Annotated in this window: 19 protein-coding genes; 7 read left to right on the plus strand and 12 right to left on the minus strand. The window is 62.5% G+C overall.

The window, feature by feature from the left end; all coding sequences use genetic code 11:
• Nucleotides 1-71: 71 nt before the first annotated feature.
• Nucleotides 72-1,250: a low temperature requirement protein A gene (locus CP49_RS01630; protein WP_057848554.1), complete on the minus strand. Its 1,179-nt coding sequence runs from the start codon at nt 1,248-1,250 to the stop codon at nt 72-74.
• 27 nt (nt 1,251-1,277) lie between these two features.
• Entirely contained in the window at nt 1,278-1,514 is a 237-nt protein-coding gene (locus CP49_RS01635; protein ID WP_057848608.1) for a BolA family protein, read from the minus strand.
• Between the two features lie 186 nt (nt 1,515-1,700).
• Here CP49_RS01635 and CP49_RS01640 point away from each other — a divergent pair, with 186 nt between their 5' ends.
• Nucleotides 1,701-2,060, plus strand: coding sequence for a DUF427 domain-containing protein (locus CP49_RS01640; protein ID WP_057848555.1), 360 nt, complete (start codon nt 1,701-1,703; stop codon nt 2,058-2,060).
• Nucleotides 2,061-2,200: 140 nt separating this feature from the next.
• Here CP49_RS01640 and CP49_RS01645 read toward each other — a convergent pair whose 3' ends face one another.
• Nucleotides 2,201-2,374, minus strand: a complete 174-nt coding sequence (locus CP49_RS01645) for a DUF1328 domain-containing protein (protein WP_028349982.1) — start codon at nt 2,372-2,374, stop codon at nt 2,201-2,203.
• A 186-nt stretch (nt 2,375-2,560) separates the two neighbouring features.
• Here CP49_RS01645 and CP49_RS01650 point away from each other — a divergent pair, with 186 nt between their 5' ends.
• Nucleotides 2,561-3,745, plus strand: a complete 1,185-nt coding sequence (locus tag CP49_RS01650) for an acyltransferase family protein (protein ID WP_057848557.1) — start codon at nt 2,561-2,563, stop codon at nt 3,743-3,745.
• Nucleotides 3,746-3,886: 141 nt separating this feature from the next.
• Here CP49_RS01650 and purL read toward each other — a convergent pair whose 3' ends face one another.
• Entirely contained in the window at nt 3,887-6,094 is a 2,208-nt protein-coding gene (gene purL / locus CP49_RS01655) for a phosphoribosylformylglycinamidine synthase subunit PurL (protein ID WP_057848558.1), read from the minus strand.
• Nucleotides 6,095-6,256: 162 nt separating this feature from the next.
• Between purL and CP49_RS01660 the strand changes: the two genes are divergently transcribed.
• Together CP49_RS01660 and CP49_RS48540 are read left to right on the plus strand one after the other, a co-directional pair.
• The gene (locus CP49_RS01660; protein WP_057848559.1) at nt 6,257-6,745 is read left to right on the plus strand and encodes a PaaI family thioesterase; all 489 of its coding nucleotides are present in this window, start codon (nt 6,257-6,259) and stop codon (nt 6,743-6,745) included.
• 37 nt (nt 6,746-6,782) lie between these two features.
• Entirely contained in the window at nt 6,783-7,061 is a 279-nt protein-coding gene (locus CP49_RS48540; protein WP_276326828.1) for a hypothetical protein, read from the plus strand.
• 41 nt (nt 7,062-7,102) lie between these two features.
• On the opposite strand, the gene CP49_RS01670 is transcribed toward CP49_RS48540, so the two are convergent.
• From CP49_RS01670 to purQ, 3 genes are all read right to left on the minus strand, one after another.
• Nucleotides 7,103-7,459: a hypothetical protein gene (locus CP49_RS01670; protein WP_156437952.1), complete on the minus strand. Its 357-nt coding sequence runs from the start codon at nt 7,457-7,459 to the stop codon at nt 7,103-7,105.
• A 77-nt stretch (nt 7,460-7,536) separates the two neighbouring features.
• Nucleotides 7,537-8,487, minus strand: coding sequence for a tripartite tricarboxylate transporter substrate-binding protein (locus tag CP49_RS01675; protein WP_057848562.1), 951 nt, complete (start codon nt 8,485-8,487; stop codon nt 7,537-7,539).
• Between the two features lie 11 nt (nt 8,488-8,498).
• Nucleotides 8,499-9,200, minus strand: a complete 702-nt coding sequence (gene purQ, locus CP49_RS01680; protein WP_057848563.1) for a phosphoribosylformylglycinamidine synthase subunit PurQ — start codon at nt 9,198-9,200, stop codon at nt 8,499-8,501.
• A gap of 149 nt (nt 9,201-9,349) precedes the next feature.
• Here purQ and CP49_RS01685 point away from each other — a divergent pair, with 149 nt between their 5' ends.
• Entirely contained in the window at nt 9,350-10,366 is a 1,017-nt protein-coding gene (locus CP49_RS01685; protein ID WP_082645828.1) for a magnesium and cobalt transport protein CorA, read from the plus strand.
• Nucleotides 10,367-10,391: 25 nt separating this feature from the next.
• Here the strand turns inward: CP49_RS01685 and purS are convergent, their stop codons facing one another.
• A complete protein-coding gene (purS, locus tag CP49_RS01690; RefSeq protein ID WP_057848565.1) occupies nt 10,392-10,634 on the minus strand; it encodes a phosphoribosylformylglycinamidine synthase subunit PurS in 243 nt (80 codons plus the stop codon).
• 31 nt (nt 10,635-10,665) lie between these two features.
• Nucleotides 10,666-11,433, minus strand: a complete 768-nt coding sequence (gene purC, locus CP49_RS01695; RefSeq protein ID WP_171708996.1) for a phosphoribosylaminoimidazolesuccinocarboxamide synthase — start codon at nt 11,431-11,433, stop codon at nt 10,666-10,668.
• 316 nt (nt 11,434-11,749) lie between these two features.
• Between purC and CP49_RS01700 the strand changes: the two genes are divergently transcribed.
• The gene (locus CP49_RS01700) at nt 11,750-12,073 is read left to right on the plus strand and encodes a DUF1476 domain-containing protein (protein ID WP_057848567.1); all 324 of its coding nucleotides are present in this window, start codon (nt 11,750-11,752) and stop codon (nt 12,071-12,073) included.
• 99 nt (nt 12,074-12,172) lie between these two features.
• Here CP49_RS01700 and CP49_RS01705 read toward each other — a convergent pair whose 3' ends face one another.
• Nucleotides 12,173-13,090: a LysR family transcriptional regulator gene (locus tag CP49_RS01705; protein ID WP_057848568.1), complete on the minus strand. Its 918-nt coding sequence runs from the start codon at nt 13,088-13,090 to the stop codon at nt 12,173-12,175.
• A gap of 116 nt (nt 13,091-13,206) precedes the next feature.
• Here CP49_RS01705 and CP49_RS01710 point away from each other — a divergent pair, with 116 nt between their 5' ends.
• Nucleotides 13,207-14,019: an isocitrate lyase/PEP mutase family protein gene (locus CP49_RS01710; RefSeq protein ID WP_057848569.1), complete on the plus strand. Its 813-nt coding sequence runs from the start codon at nt 13,207-13,209 to the stop codon at nt 14,017-14,019.
• Nucleotides 14,020-14,108: 89 nt separating this feature from the next.
• Here the strand turns inward: CP49_RS01710 and cynS are convergent, their stop codons facing one another.
• Nucleotides 14,109-14,597, minus strand: a complete 489-nt coding sequence (gene cynS / locus CP49_RS01715) for a cyanase (RefSeq protein WP_057848570.1) — start codon at nt 14,595-14,597, stop codon at nt 14,109-14,111.
• Between the two features lie 67 nt (nt 14,598-14,664).
• Complete coding sequence (locus CP49_RS01720; RefSeq protein WP_057848571.1) at nt 14,665-15,591, minus strand: ABC transporter ATP-binding protein; 927 nt, start codon at nt 15,589-15,591, stop codon at nt 14,665-14,667.

Consider the following 15,591-nt stretch of genomic DNA (forward strand, 5'->3'; position numbering starts at 1 on the left):
CGTTCACCGAGACAAAAAAGACTCAAATCCTTGGGTTTTTCAGCAAACTGCTAGAGCCTTTTCTGGCGGTACTATTCTGCCGGGCCCGATCGCAGCGAGATCGATTCCCATACCGCGACCACGATCATGATCGCGGTGGTCAGGATCGACAGCACCAGCGGCGACAGCTCGCTTGCGAACCAGGCGAGCACGCAGAGCGCGATGATACCGCCCCCGTGCGAGAGTTGTAGGAAGCGGCGAAAGCTGTACTTGAACAGGATGGTCCCGAACAGAAACAGCAAGGGACCTCCGATCGCGCTCAGTACCGTCTTGAGATCGGAATGACCGCCCGGGTGCTTCAGCACCAGTTCGTCCGCCACCGCCGTGACGATGATGCCGGCCACAATCGGCATATGCAGATAGGTGTAGGCAAGCCGCGCCAACCTGCCCGGCTCGCTCGATTTTGAAAGCTGTTCGGAGCCCGCCTCGGCGCCGATGTGGAAATAGATCCACCACATCGCGAGGCTGCCGCCGAAGGCCGAGACGAATGCCAGAACGTTTTCGGTCGTCCACGTCAGTTCGGCAAAGGTCGCGCCGATGACGACGATGGACTCGCCGAGCGCGATGATGATGAACAGCGCGCAGCGCTCGGCCATGTGGCCGCCCTCGATCATCCAGTCCGCGACGGAGGATGCGCCATATCGGGGAATCCAGAACCGCACCGCCGGCGAAATATATTCGATGACGAGCGCAATGGCCCACAGCGTCAAGCGCGACTGACCTTCCATCACCCCGCCGGCGATCCAGAAGATGGCCGACGTCGAAAGCCAGGCTGCGATCCGGATGGCATTCATGCGCGCCCGCGGGCGCGACGGCGGCGTGGACAACCACAGAAATATCGTCTTGCCAACCTGCATCGCCGCATAGGCGATGGCGAACCACAATCCCCGCGCTTCAAACGCAGCCGGAATCGAGGTCGACAACACCAGCCCGCCCAGCATCATCGCAAACAGCAGGAGCCGGACCGGCGTCTTTTCGGGATTGAGCCAGTTGGTGACCCAGGAGGTGAAGACCCACACCCACCACACCGCGAGAAACAGCACCGTGACCTGCAGCGCACCCAGCAGCGTAAAATGGGCGAGCAGCGTGTGCGAGATCTGGGTAACCGCAAAGACGAAGACGAGGTCGAAGAACAGCTCGACATAGGTGACGCGGCTGTGCTGGTGCGGCACGATCGCGCGAAACATCGCGCCGTGCGGATTGTCCGTCATCGGTGCCCCCGCGTGGTTGGTCGGGGCCTAGCCTTCCGGCACTCCGGTCTGCAGCGCCAGCGCATGCAGCAAGCCGCCCATCTGCCCCTTGAGCGACTGGTAGACGATCTGGTGCTGCTGCACGCGCGACTTGCCACGGAAGGATTCCGAGATCACGGTCGCGGCGTAGTGGTCGCCGTCACCTGCGAGATCGCGGATCGTCACCTCGGCATCGGGGATAGCTGCCTTGATCATCGATTCGATATCATGGGCGTCCATCGGCATTTCCAGCATGTCTCCGTCAGGTGTTTCGAATCACGGCCGGCTCGCGCGACCGTGAAAGCCGAACCTAGCGCGTACGCTCTTCTAGGTCACGCCTGGCGGCACTATATTCCCGGCCGAACCGTTTGACACCGTGAGATCCGGTCGCGCCCGATCACGCCGGGCTGACCGAAAAAGAGGCTCAAAACCATGAAATTGCCCGGTCCCGACCATCCGATCACGATTACGGCAAACCCCAAACGTATCAGGGTCTCGGTGGGCGGCGTGGTCATCGCCGACACCACCCACGCGCTGACCCTCAAGGAAGCCAACTATCCGGCGGTGCAATATGTGCCGCGCGAAGATGCCAATATGGCGCTCTTGGCCCGCACCGAGCGGACCACGCACTGCCCCTACAAGGGGGATGCGAACTACTTCAGCATCAATGCCAACGGCAAGAGCATCGAAAATTCGATCTGGACCTATGAGACGCCCTTCCCGGCCATGGCCGAGATCGCGGGCCGTCTGGCGTTCTATCCAGACAAGGTGACGATCGAGGAAGTGGCTTAGTACGAGGCGACGTCATTCCGGGGCGATGCGAAAAGCATCGAACTATGGGGCGCTCTTGCGCCCCTGAGAATCTCGAGATTCCGGGTCTGGTCCTTCGGACCATCCCGGAATGACCGTGGAGAGCTGCACGCTGAATAGAGCTACACCCTGAATATCGTGAGCCCGAGGATCAGGAGCACCAGGAAGATCACGACGAAGACATAGAACAGGAAGCGGGCGATGTCGGCGGAGGCCTCCGAAATGCCGGTGAAGCCGAGGATGCCGGCAACGATCGACACCAGAAAGAAGATCAGCGCCCATTTGAGAATTGTCATCGCTTGCTCCGGGACTTCCAGGGCCACGCCAGTGGTGGCCCATCAAATTCACTCGACCTAACGGCCGGTTGCACCGCCGGTTCCGATCAGCCCGGAGATGCGGGTCCGCCAGCGCCCCTATTTGGGCCTTGCTGAATCAGGTTCCGGGCGGCAACATTGACCACATAGCCTGGCCGGGAGGCCCGCATGACATCGATTTCCACCGTGGGGCATGCCGACGTCAGCGCAGTGCCCAAAGCCAAATCGCGAAACCTTTCGCTCGACCGCGCCCGCACCTTCCTGACGCTGGTGGTGCTGCTCCACCACGCCGTCATCCCCTATACCTATTTCGGTCACACCGATCCGAAGTACTTCTTCGGCTTCGACATGATCGTGCTCGCCACTGACAGTTTCTTCATGGCGATGTTCTTTTTCCTGTCGGGACTGTTCGCCTGGTCCGGCATCGCCCGGAAGGGACTGCTGAGCTATTTGGCAGATCGCCTGCTTCGGCTCGGCCTGCCCTTCGTGATCTGTGCGTTCACGGTCATTCCGCTCGCCTACTATGCCATCTCCCTGCGGCACCATCCCGAGATCGGTTTTTCGGAATACTGGTGGAATATGATCACGAAGGGCCCATGGCCGAGCGGGCCGATCTGGTTCCTTTGGGTCCTGCTCGGTTTCGACGTGGTGGCCTGCATCCTGTATCGGCTGTCACCCAACCTGCTCGATCCGATCAACCGCCTCTCGCTGCATGGCCGTCGCCGGCCCGCAGTGTTCTTCGCGGTCATGCTTGCCGTCACCGCTGCGTTCTACATTCCCGGGCTGGTTCACTACGGGCATAGCAGTTGGTTTGAGTTCGGGCCGTTCTCGGTCCAGCACGGGCGCGTGATGCTCTATGCGAGCTACTTCTTTTTCGGTGCCGGCATCGGCGTTGCGCAAATGGATCGCGGGCTGCTCGCGGCAGACGGCCGGATGGCGAAGGTTAGCTGGGACTGGATGGTGCTGGCGATCGTTCCGTATTGCCTCTTGTGGGTGCTGATCTTCATCAAGCGCGAAATACTGGGCAACCCGTCGCCGTTGCCGGACTGGTATGAAGTGCTCTACGCCATCTGCTTCACGATCTTCAGCGTGGCCATCATGTTTCTGATCCTGGCCTTTTACCAGAGGTTCAGGCAATCAGGCTCAGCCAAACTACTCGATCCGATGCAGGCCGACGCCTACGGCATGTTCCTGGTGCACTACCCGATCGCGCTTTGGCTGCAATACTGGCTGTTCGATTATGACCTGCCGGCGATCGTCAAGGTCGGGATCGGGTTCGTACTGACAGTCGCGTTCAGTTGGGCTTTGACGCGGGCGTTGCGGCAGATTCCAGGTGCGACGAAGGTGCTTTGATCTCCACGGCGGTCATTCCGGGGCGATGCGAAGCATCGAACTATGGGACGCCCTTGCGCCCCTGAGAATCTCGAGATTCCCCGGTGTGCAAGTGCACACCTGAGGTCTGGTCCTTCGGACCATCCCGGAATGACGACAAGCCTAAGACGCCTTGCCGCTCATATAGGCCGGCAGCCAGTGCTCGAACGCCGTCTTGAGCGCGCTCACCGCTACCTGCGTCTCGCCCGCAACCGCAAGCGCATCGCCGCCCGTGGTGCCGATCCGCGCACACGGCACGCCCGCCCCCTTCATCTTGGCCAGCACCAGACCGACATCCGCCGCCGGCACCGTCACGATGTAGCGCGCCTGATCCTCGCCGAACCAGTAGGCGTGCGGCACGATCGAGCTCGGCGCTGCGAGTAGCTGCGCGCCGATCCCGCCGGCAATGGCCATCTCGGCCAGCGCGATCAACAAGCCGCCGTCGGAGACGTCATGCACCGCGGTCGCGGTACCGGCGTGGATCATGCCGCGCACCACATCGCCGTTGCGCTTTTCGGCGGCCAGATCGACCGGCGGCGGCGCGCCCTCTTCGCGGCCGCAGACATCGCGCAGGTACACCGACTGTCCGAGCCAACCTTGGGTGTCGCCAATCAGCAGGATGGCTTCGCCTTCCGCCTTGAACGCCAGCGTGGCGGATTTGGTGAAATCGTCGAGCAGGCCGACGCCGCCGATCGAGGGCGTCGGCAGGATGCCGCGACCATTGGTTTCGTTATAGAGCGAGACGTTGCCGGAGACGACCGGGAAATCGAGCACACTGCAGGCTTCGGAAATACCCTTCAGACAGCCGACGAACTGGCCCATGATCTCGGGCCGCTCGGGATTGCCAAAATTCAGATTGTCGGTGATCGCGAGCGGACGGCCGCCGACCGCGGTGATGTTGCGCCAGGCTTCCGCCACCGCCTGCTTGCCGCCTTCGAACGGATCGGCCTCGCAATAGCGCGGCGTCACGTCGACGGTGAGCGCGAGCCCCTTAGGCCCGTCCTCGACGCGTACGACCGCGGCGTCGCCGCCCGGACGCTGCACGGTATTGCCGAGAATGACGTGGTCGTATTGCTCCCACACCCAGCGCTTCGAACACAGCTCGGGCGTCGCAATCAGCTTTTCCAGCGCCGGCATGATCCCGATCGGCGGCGTCACCTCGCGCGCCTGCACCACCGGCAAGGCTGCCGACGGCACATGCGGCCGGTCATACACCGGCGCCTCGTCACCCAATTCCTTGATCGGCAGATCGGCCATGACGTCGCCGCCATGCTTGACCACGAAGCGCTTGCTCGGCGTGGTGTAGCCGACGACGGCGAAGTCCAGGCCCCATTTCTTGAAGATCGCCTCGGCCTCTTGCTCCTTCTCGGGCTTGAGCACCATGAGCATGCGCTCCTGGCTTTCCGAGAGCATCATCTCATAGGCGCTCATGCCGGTTTCGCGCGTCGGCACCGCATCGAGATTAAGATCGACACCGAGATCGCCCTTGGCGCCCATCTCGACCGCCGAGCAGGTTAGCCCGGCCGCGCCCATGTCCTGGATCGCGATGACGCAGCCTTTTTCCATGATCTCGAGGCAGGCTTCCAGCAGCAGCTTTTCAGCGAAGGGATCGCCGACCTGCACCGTCGGGCGCTTCTCCTCGGAATTGTCGTCGAATTCGGCTGACGCCATCGAGGCGCCGTGAATGCCGTCGCGGCCGGTCTTGGACCCGAGATAGACGATCGGCATGTTCACGCCTGATGCCGCCGCATAGAAAATCTTGTCGGTTTCGGCGAGGCCGACCGCCATCGCGTTGACCAGGATGTTGCCGTCATAGCGGGTGTGGAAACGCACCTGCCCGCCGACCGTCGGCACGCCGAAGGAATTGCCGTAACCGCCGACGCCGGCCACCACGCCCGACACCAGATGGCGCGTCTTGGGGTGTTCCGGCGCGCCGAACGAAAGCGCGTTGAGGCAGGCGATCGGCCGCGCGCCCATCGTGAAGACGTCGCGCAGGATGCCGCCGACGCCCGTGGTCGCGCCCTGATAGGGCTCGATATAGCTCGGGTGGTTGTGGCTCTCCATCTTGAAGACGACCGCCTGCCCGTCGCCGATGTCGATGACGCCGGCGTTTTCGCCGGGCCCCTGGATCACCCACGGCGCCTTGGTGGGCAGCCCCCGCAAATGGATGCGCGAGGACTTGTACGAGCAGTGCTCGTTCCACATCGCCGAGAAAATCCCCAGTTCAGTGAAGCTCGGCACCCGCCCGATCAGCTTGAGGATGCGCTCATACTCGTCGGGCTTCAGGCCATGGCTGGCGACGAGTTCGGGGGTGATCTGGGGCTCGTTCATGGGTCTCTTCTTAGGAAGATCGAAGCGGTGCGAAAAGGCCTTTTATGGCGCATTTCCGCCCTGTCCAGAGCTTTGCGGGGGTAGGTTATCGGGATCAGCGTTTGCACATCGTTCCCGGATCGGATTTAAGGGCGGAAATACTCAATTGAAGGGCCATTTTTAGTGAACGAACTCCCCAAAAATGCATTTCACCAGCGTCCCGACCTGCATGTCGAAACCGAGGGCGAATTTGCCGGCTGGCGGACCTGGACCCGCGACAGTTTTGAGACCCATAACGGCCCGTTCTGGCACCGGATGGACGAAAACGGCCGCGTGCAATGCGCGTTCCGGGTCGAGAAGAAGCACCTCAACGGGCAGCGCAACGTCCATGGCGGCTGCTTCATGTCGTTCGCCGATTATTGCCTGTTTGCGATCGCCTCCTCCGTGCTGGAGGGACCCGGTGTCACGGTGTCGTTCGCCTGCGAGTTTCTCGATGCCGCGCGCGAGGGCGAACTGGTCGAATGCGAGGGCGAAATCACCCGCGCCGGCGGCTCGCTGATCTTCCTGCGCGGCGTGCTCAAATCGGGCGAGCGGTCGCTGTTCACCTTCTCGGGCACCATCAAGCGCGTGAAATGGAAGAAGCCGACGGGCACAGGCGCCGTTGCCACCTGACGAGCCACAGGCCCGTCGCGGCTGGCGCGACTATGCGTTGCTGCTCGCGCTGGCGTGCTGCTGGAGTTCGACCTATCCGCTGACCAAGATCGGCGTCGGCCTGTCGGTTGTTTTGCTCGGCGAATCCGTGCCGGCAAATCTCGCACTCGGCCTCGTGCTCGTGATGGCCGGCGTCGCAGCGATGACGATTCCGAGTGACCAGTACAGGAAGTGGATTTGGCCACTTGCGTGCGAGGCCATAAGGCGGGTTCGGGCTGGCGATGCCTGCCAATTTTCGGCCACGGGTTTCTTCGAGGGAACAAGCGATCAACTGTGAGCGCCATGCTGGAACGCATGCGAGCGCATCGTGTTGCGCCGTTACGCAGCAAGAAAAGGAGCAATCATGAAACTCGCAACTTTGGGATTGGCAACTGCGCTGGCATTCACAAGCACGTTCGCGTTCGCGCAGTCCGGTAGCGGCTCTGCGGGCGGCAGCGGCTCCGCAGGCGGAAGTTCGGCTACGGGAGGCACGGCAACGAGCGGCACGACGACGGGATCTTCCACGAGCGGAACAACCACCGGCAGTGCGACCGGCACCCCCGACACCGGCATGACCAACAACGCCGGCAGTGCCGCGGCCGGCCGGAATAGTGGAGTGAACCCGTCCGGGAACACTCTTCTCAACCCCTCGCCCAGCGGCTCGACCCTGGCGCCGGCAGCACCTGGCTCGCCCACCGGCAGGTAGCAAAAAAGCCCCGCATTGCGGGGCTTTTTCGTTCACCATGGTCGCTGAGTGTTACTGTCGTTGAATGCTACTTCTTTTCTTCCAACAGCTTCCTGTATTTCTCGACGTCGCGCGTCACCAATTGTCCCAGCACTTCGCTCGCGTGCTCGTTGGCGTCGGGCGCGACGGTGGAGAGATCGTGAAAGCGCTTCTTCACGGCCTCGCTCTCGACGGCAGCCTTGGCCGCGGCGTTCAGTTTCGCGATGATTGCCGCCGGCGTGCCCTTTGGCGCGAACAGCCCGTTCCAGCCCTGCGCTTCGAAGTCGGGAAGACCGGCCTCCGCCGAAGTCGGCAGATCGGGCAAGGTCGCAAGCCGCACCGTCGAGCCGACGACGACGCCCCGCACCAATTTGTCGTCGATCGCCTGCGACACCGAAGCGGCTGAATCGCAGACGCCGTCGATCTGGCCGCCGATCGCGTCCGTCAGCGCCGGCGCTGCGCCGCGATAGCCGACCAGCGTCACCTCGATGCCGGCGGCCTGCGCAAAGCTCTTGCAGATCAGGAAATTCGATGAGCCGGCGCCGGCATGGCCGAGATTGACCTTGCCGGGATTTTTCTTCGCGTAGGCGATAAAATCCTGCAGGTTCTTGGCCGGGAAATCCTTGCGCAGCGCGATGATGCCAAATGTCTTGGCAACGACCGCAATCGGCACGAATGATTCCGGCGTGAACGGCAATTTCGGATAGATCGTATAGGTCGCGGCGCTGGTGCCGGCATTGCCGATCGCGATGGTGTAACCGTCTGCTTCCGCGCGCGCCGCACGCGCCAGCGCGGTCGAGCCGCCGGCGCCCGCGACATTCTCGATCACGATCGGCTGCCCGAGCGACTTGGTCATCTCCTCGGCGACCACGCGCGCGATCACGTCGGAAGTGCCGCCGGCCGCGAACGGCACGATCATGGTGACGGGACGCTTGGGATAATCCTGCGCATGGGCGGCTGCGATGAGCGAGAAGGCCGCAGCGGCAACGGCCAAGCGCATCAAAAAAGATTTCACGCCGCTTTTTCCAGATGTGCGGCAAGGCCCGCGAACAGGCCGCGGCCATCGGTGCAGCCCATGATGTCTTCGACGTGGTTCTCCGGGTGCGGCATCATGCCGAGCACGTTGCCGCGCTCGTTGATAATGCCGGCGATCGAATGCGCCGCGCCGTTGATGTTGGACTCCTCGTCGACGACGCCGTCAGCCGAGCAGTAGCGGTAGAGCACCCGCCCCTCGCCTTCCAGCCGCTTCACCGTCTCTTCATCGGCTTCGTAATTGCCCTCGCCATGCGCAACCGGCACGCGAATGATCTGGCCGGCATTGTAGCCGCGCGTGAACGGCGTGTCGGAGCGTTCGACCCGCAGATGGACATCCTGGCAGATGAATTTCAGCCGCGCATTGCGCATCAGCACGCCGGGCAGCAAGCCCGCCTCGCACAGGATCTGGAAACCATTGCAGACGCCGAGCACGAGACCGCCATCGGCCGCAAACTTGCGCACCGCGTCCATGATAGGCGCGCGCGCCGCAATCGCCCCGCAACGCAGATAGTCGCCATAGGAAAAGCCGCCGGGCACTACGACCAGATCGGTCCCCTTCGGCAGCGCAGTGTCGGCATGCCACACCATCGCAGCCTCCTGCCCCGAGGCGAGCTTGAGCGCGCGCGCCATGTCGCGCTCGCGATTGATTCCGGGGAAGACGAGGACGGCGGATTTCATGGTGGTTCCCGGCTGGAAACGAGAATCGTCGGCAGAGCGCCGACCCGGCAGAGACATAACCATTTGACGCCGGTTTTTCCAGTGCTAGCGTCGCCAAAACGGCCTGCGCGGCAGCCGTGCTCAACAACAATCGCTCAGGGATGGAAGCCATGAATGTCCCGTCGCGGGCGACCGCTGCGACCGAACCGATGACGTCCGAAGGCGTCGTCGCGGCCGGTGTTTACGTCGATGGCCGCCGCGTCGCCAATATCGCCATCGAGGAGGCTTCGAGCTGGCGCAGCAAGCCCGGCCACGTCGTCTGGATCGGCCTGTATGAGCCGGATCTGGCGCTGCTGAAGAGTGTGCAGAAGCAGTTTGACCTGCACGATCTCGCGATCGAGGACGCCAACCACGCCCATCAGCGCCCCAAGATCGAGCAGTATGGCGACGGCCTGTTCATCGTGGCGCGAACCGCGCAACTGATCCAGGGCAGGATCGCGTTCGGCGAAACCCATTTGTTCGTCGGCGAAGGCTATCTGGTCTCGGTGCGCCACGGCGCATCGACGTCATACGCGGCGGTGCGCGAGCGCTGCGAGAGTTGTCCCCGCGCGCTCGCGCGCGGCGAGGACTATATTTTATACGCCATCCTCGATTTCATCGTCGACAATTACTCCCCGGTTCTGGAAACGATCCACGAGGAGGTCGAGGCGATCGAAGACGACGTGCTCGCCAATCCCATCACACGGAGCCAGGTCGAGCGCCTCTACATGCTGCGGCGGGATCTGTTGCGGCTTCGTAACGCGATTGGCCCGCTGGTGGAAGTCTGCCGCCGGCTCGAACACGACAACCTGCCGATGGTGCGTCCGACCATGCAGGCGCTGTTTCGCGACGTCACCGACCACGTCAGGACCGTTCAGGAGCGCACCGATTCAATGCGCGAGGTGCTGGCGTTCGCCTTCGAGGCAAGCCTTCTGGTCGGCCAGGCCCAGGAGACCGCGGTCTCCAAGAAGCTGGCCTCGTGGCTCGCCATCATCGCCGTTCCGACAGCATTGGCCGGAGTCTACGGGATGAATTTCAAGCACATGCCCGAACTGGAATGGGACTACGGATATTTCTTGGTGCTGGGCCTGATGCTCACCGCCTGCAGCGGACTGTATTGGCGTTTCCGCAGCGTGGGATGGCTGTGAGCGGCAAGCCCGGCCGCTCACATCCTCATCCCAAAAGCTCGACCCGGTAATTCTCGATCACGGTATTCGCCAAGAGCTTGTCGGCAGCATCCTTTAATGCCGCCTCGGCCTTGGCCTTATCCGCGCCCGACAATTCGATGTCGAACACCTTGCCCTGCCGGACGCTGGCGACGCCATCGACGCCGAGCGATTTCAGCGCGCCTTCGATGGCCTTGCCCTGCGGATCGAGAATGCCCGATTTCAACGTAACGGTAACGCGTGCCTTCACGAGACTTGCCCCAGTCTAATTTTAAGTTGTGTCAGCTCTTCACCAGCACCGGACCGGTACCGGCCGGACGCTCGTTTTCCATCAGAATGCCCAGGCGTTTTGCCACTTCTGTATAGGCTTCAAGCAGGCCACCGAGGTCGCGGCGAAAACGGTCCTTGTCGAGTTTCTCGTTCGACTTGATGTCCCACAGCCGGCACGAGTCGGGCGAGATCTCGTCGGCGACGATGATCCGCATCATCTCGTTCTCGAACAGCCGGCCGCATTCCATCTTGAAGTCGACCAGACGGATGCCGATGCCAAGGAAGAGACCGGTGAGGAAGTCGTTGACACGGATGGCGAGCGCCATGATGTCGTCGATTTCCTGCGGCGTGGCCCAGCCGAACGCGGTGATGTGCTCTTCCGACACCATGGGGTCGTTGAGCTGGTCGTTCTTGTAATAGAACTCGATGATCGAGCGCGGCAGTTGCGTGCCCTCCTCGATGCCGAGGCGCTGCGACAGCGAGCCGGCCGCGACGTTCCGCACCACCACTTCCAGCGGCACGATCTCGACCTCGCGAATCAACTGCTCGCGCATGTTGAGGCGGCGGATGAAATGGGTCGGCACCCCGATGTCGTTGAGGTGCTGAAACAGGTACTCCGAAATCCGGTTGTTGAGGACGCCCTTGCCCTCGATCACCTGGTGTTTCTTGGCATTGAACGCGGTCGCATCATCCTTGAAGTGCTGGATCAGGGTTCCCGGCTCCGGGCCTTCATACAGGACCTTGGCCTTGCCTTCATAAATACGGCGTCGACGGCTCATTGGGATGTACCGTGTTTTGTTGAAATCCATGAAATTGGTGTGCTCCGGATGACAAGGGTTTACGACCACGACGGAGCTGCCGTGAAGGCCAGATCCCGAACATAACGACCGGAAACAGAACAAGAACCTCGCCTGATGGCAACCTATCCGATTGGCCCATCCAGCACAATCGACCCGGCCCAATTGGGCCCAACTTATCCGATTGCCTGCGGCCGAACGGCCTGTTGTTTTACCGATTCGCCCCCTCTATCTAGGTAGGCGATCGGGCGGCGACAACGCGGCCTTGTTTACCATTTGCGGGGATTGGAACCGAAGAATGAGCACTTTTGACAAGCGCGAGGAAGGTTTTGAGAAGAAGTTCGCCCTCGACGAGGAGCAGAAGTTCAAGGCTGAGGTGCGCCGCAACAAGCTGCTCGGTCTTTGGGCAGCGGAGAAGCTCGGGCTGTCGGGCGATGCCGCCACCGCCTATTCCAAGGAAGTGGTCGCGGCCGATTTCGAGCAAGCCGGCGACAAGGACGTCCAGGACAAGGTGGTGAAGGATCTTACCGCCAAGGGCGTCGCCGTCACCGCGCAGGAAGTTCGCGTCAAGATGGACGAACTGATTGCGGTTGCCGCCGCCCAGGTGAAGGCGGGGTCGTAAGGAGCGCCTCACTACCTGTCATTCCGGGGCGTGCGAAGCACGAACCCGGAATCTCGAGATTCCGGGTCTGGTCCTTCGGACCATCCCGGAACGACGGCGCTAACGTCCGAGCGCCTTGGTTTCGCGATACTCTTTCCGAACGATTTCCAATAGCCGCCTCGCCGCGGCACTCAAAAATCCGCCGCGGCGCGTTACCGTGACGACGTCGTGGCTCGCTTTGAGGTCGCGCACGCCGATGGTCGCGATTGTCTTATGTCGCAGCTCTTCGGCCGCGTTGCTCTCCGACAAGAGCGCGATGCCAAGCCCGGCTTCGACCAGGCGCTTCTGCGCGGTCAGGCTGTCGACCGGCGTCCAGTCGATTTCACCGAGGCCATGGGTCTGAAACAGCGCAAAGACATGCGAGGCCGTGATCTCGCGCCGTCCCGGCACCACGGGAAAAGCGATCCAGCGTTCGCCGCGCAGATCGGCGAGGTCAGCGACACGGCGGCCGGCGCGCGGATGATCCAGCGCGCACACCACCTGCAGCCGTTCGGCAAACAGCAATTCGCAATCGAGGTCACCCGAGCGGTCGCGGTCATAGCGCAGGCCGATGGTCGCCTCGCCGCGCCGGATCATGTCGCTGACCTCGGCGCTGGTCGCGGTGCGCAGGCTCAATTCGACCTCGGGATGCTCGGCCGCGAAGCGCTTTAAGATCGCCGATAACCGCCCGCCGGCGAGCGTGCCGACCACCGCGAGCGCCACCGGCCCTGAATTCGGCCGCGCCAGCGCGAGAACCGCATTCTCCGCATCCTGGGCGGCGGCGACCGCGCGCTCGGCGTAAGGCACCATCACCTTTCCCGCATCGCTCAGCATGGTGCGGCCCGCGATGCGCTCGAACAGCGGCACGCCGAGCTCCTGCTCGAGCAATGCAATGCGCCGCGAGATCGCCGGCTGCGAGCGGTGCAGCGCCTTTGCAGCATTCGAAATGCCGCCGCGGCGATGAACGGTCAGGAAGGTGAGAAGCGCATCACTGTCCATTTTTGCTCCATGCAAAAAGCTGATGGTATCCAGAGAAATAACAAATTTGGCTGATGAACGATAGCTCGCTAGTTTCGCCGCCAATCCAAAACGGCGGACATTCAACGGAGCTACCGATGCGCAGTCAGATGGAAAAGGCGGAACTGTTTCGCGCGCTGCATGCGCGGCCCGGCGCGTTCATCATCCCCAATCCCTGGGACGCCGGCACCGCAAAGCTGCTCGCCGCGATGGGTTTTGAGGCGCTCGCGACCACGAGCCTGGGCCTTGCCAACACGCTCGGCAGCGCCACCGTCAGCTTGGACGCCATCATCGAGAACTGCCGGGCGATTGCGGAGGCCACCGACCTCCCCGTCAATGCCGACCTGGAGAATTGCGGCGCCGACGATCCGAAGACCGCGGCGAACGCGATCACGCGAGCGGCTGAGGCCGGCGTAGTCGGCGGCTCGATCGAGGATTTCACCGGCGATCCCCGCAAGCCGATCTACGATTTCTCGCTCGCGGTCGAGCGCGTACAGGCGGCGGTCGAGGCCGCGCGCGCACTCTCCTTCCCGTTCACGCTGACCGCGCGGGCGGAGAATTTCCTGCACGGCCGCAAGGATATCGACGACACCATCAAGCGGCTGCAGGCGTTCGAGGCCGCTGGCGCGGACGTATTGTATTCGCCCGGCCTGTACGACATCGACACGATCCGCACCGTGGTGTCGTCGGTCGGCAAGCCGTTCAACCTGGTGATGGGATTTGCCGATCCGACGCTGACCGTTCCGCAACTATCCGACGCGGGCGTCAAACGCATCAGCGTCGGCGGCGCGATGGAGCGTTACGCGCTTGCGGCGTTCCTGAAATGCGCGCGTGAGATGAAAGAGCGTGGCGCCTTCACTTATGTGCGCGACATGGCGCCGATCGGGGAGATCAGAGCGGCGTTCAGATAGTTTCGAGTCATTCCGGGGCGTGCGAAGCACGAACCCGGAATCTCGAGATTCCGGGTTCGCTTCGCGCCCCGGAATGACGGAGGATCAGGTCACTCCTCCCTGAATCCATACTCCGGCACATTCCCGCTGGCGCCGTAATATTTATACGGCAGGAATTTTCCGGACATCGTGATTTTGACCCGGTCACCCTTCGGATTGGCGACGCGCTCGATCGCCATGTCGAAATCGATCGCCGACATGATGCCGTCGCCGAATTCCTCTTCGATCAGCGCCTTCCAGGCGGGACCGTTGACCATCACCATTTCATAGAAGCGATAGATCAAGGGATCGGTGGGCGGCATCGGCGTGCCGGTGCCGCGCATCGGCACCTCGTTGAGCATCGCGATTTCGGATTTCGTCAGTCCGAACAGCTCGCCGGCATTGGCGGCCTGCGGCTTGGTGAGCTTCATCTGCCCCATGATGGCGCCGACGATCAGCACTTCCGAATAGCCGCCGATCTTTTCGCAGATGTGTTTCCAGCTCCAGCCGTTCTCGCGCTTGATGTCGAGCAGTTTTTCGGTGAGGTCGGATCGCTTCATGATGGTCTCCTTTAACACCCGTCATGCCCGGGCTTTTCCCGCGCATCCACGTATCTGTTTCGCTCTCCTAGGAAGACGTGGATGGCCGGGCCAGGCCCGGCCACGACGCCTGTATTGAATTCCCTGCCTCTGCGGCAACCACCAGCTCCGGCTTGCCCGGCCGCACGATCGGTACATTGCGCGGATCGTGATCAGTGACAGTTGCCGTAAACGTCTTGCTGCGGCTGACCAGAAAATCGACAATGTGATTGCGCAGCGCGTAATAGAGCGGATGGCGGTGCAGATCGATGCGGCCGCGATCCTTCGGCAGCGGGTTTTCGACGATCTCGGCCAGCACGGCGCCGGGACCATTGGTCATCAGGAAGATCTTGTCGGCGAGATAGATCGCCTCATCCACGTCATGGGTGATCATGAAGGCAGTCTGTCCGGTCTCCAGGCAGATCCGGCGGACCTCGTCCTGCAACGTGCCGCGTGTCAGCGCATCCAGCGCCGAGAACGGCTCGTCCATCAGCATGATCTTCGGCGTGATCGAGAGCGCACGCGCAATGCCGACGCGCTGCTTCATGCCGCCCGAGAGTTCGGACGGGCGCTTGTGCTCGGAGCCGGTCAAGCCGACCAGATCGATGAAGGTCTGCGCATGCGCCTTCACCTTGGCGCGGTCCCAGTTGCGCCATTTCGAGGTCACGGCATAGGCAACGTTACCGAGCACCGTGCGCCACGGCAGCAGCGCGTGGCTCTGGAAGATCACGGCGCGGTCGAGGCTCGTGCCCTCGATCGCCTGCCCGTCGACGATGACAGCCCCCTCGCTCGGCTGGTCGAGCCCGGCCAGGATGTTGAGCACCGTCGTCTTGCCGCAGCCGGAATGGCCGATCACGCAGCCGAACTCGCCGCGGTTCATCGAGAGCCACAGATTCTCGAACACGGTGGTCTCTTTGCCATCCGCGCCGGGATAACGCCGCGCAATCGCTTCGATGGAAATGAACTTGTCGGTCAT

The sequence above is a fragment of the Bradyrhizobium valentinum genome (assembly GCF_001440405.1).
Lineage (GTDB): Bacteria > Pseudomonadota > Alphaproteobacteria > Rhizobiales > Xanthobacteraceae > Bradyrhizobium > Bradyrhizobium valentinum.

Bases quoted from the DNA above. Each gene is read 5' to 3' on its own strand.
- CP49_RS01705 (WP_057848568.1), bottom strand. From the start codon at position 13,090: ATGGACAGTGATGCGCTTCTCACCTTCCTGACCGTTCATCGCCGCGGC.
- purQ (WP_057848563.1), bottom strand. From the start codon at position 9,200: ATGAAATCCGCCGTCCTCGTCTTCCCCGGAATCAATCGCGAGCGCGAC.
- CP49_RS01700 (WP_057848567.1), top strand. From the start codon at position 11,750: ATGAGCACTTTTGACAAGCGCGAGGAAGGTTTTGAGAAGAAGTTCGCC.
- CP49_RS01645 (WP_028349982.1), bottom strand. From the start codon at position 2,374: ATGACAATTCTCAAATGGGCGCTGATCTTCTTTCTGGTGTCGATCGTT.
- purC (WP_171708996.1), bottom strand. From the start codon at position 11,433: ATGAGCCGTCGACGCCGTATTTATGAAGGCAAGGCCAAGGTCCTGTAT.
- CP49_RS01685 (WP_082645828.1), top strand. From the start codon at position 9,350: ATGAATGTCCCGTCGCGGGCGACCGCTGCGACCGAACCGATGACGTCC.
- purL (WP_057848558.1), bottom strand. From the start codon at position 6,094: ATGAACGAGCCCCAGATCACCCCCGAACTCGTCGCCAGCCATGGCCTG.
- CP49_RS01720 (WP_057848571.1), bottom strand. From the start codon at position 15,591: ATGACCGACAAGTTCATTTCCATCGAAGCGATTGCGCGGCGTTATCCC.
- CP49_RS01710 (WP_057848569.1), top strand. From the start codon at position 13,207: ATGCGCAGTCAGATGGAAAAGGCGGAACTGTTTCGCGCGCTGCATGCG.
- CP49_RS01640 (WP_057848555.1), top strand. From the start codon at position 1,701: ATGAAATTGCCCGGTCCCGACCATCCGATCACGATTACGGCAAACCCC.
- CP49_RS01650 (WP_057848557.1), top strand. From the start codon at position 2,561: ATGACATCGATTTCCACCGTGGGGCATGCCGACGTCAGCGCAGTGCCC.
- CP49_RS01635 (WP_057848608.1), bottom strand. From the start codon at position 1,514: ATGCCGATGGACGCCCATGATATCGAATCGATGATCAAGGCAGCTATC.
- CP49_RS01675 (WP_057848562.1), bottom strand. From the start codon at position 8,487: ATGCGCTTGGCCGTTGCCGCTGCGGCCTTCTCGCTCATCGCAGCCGCC.
- CP49_RS01630 (WP_057848554.1), bottom strand. From the start codon at position 1,250: ATGACGGACAATCCGCACGGCGCGATGTTTCGCGCGATCGTGCCGCAC.
- cynS (WP_057848570.1), bottom strand. From the start codon at position 14,597: ATGAAGCGATCCGACCTCACCGAAAAACTGCTCGACATCAAGCGCGAG.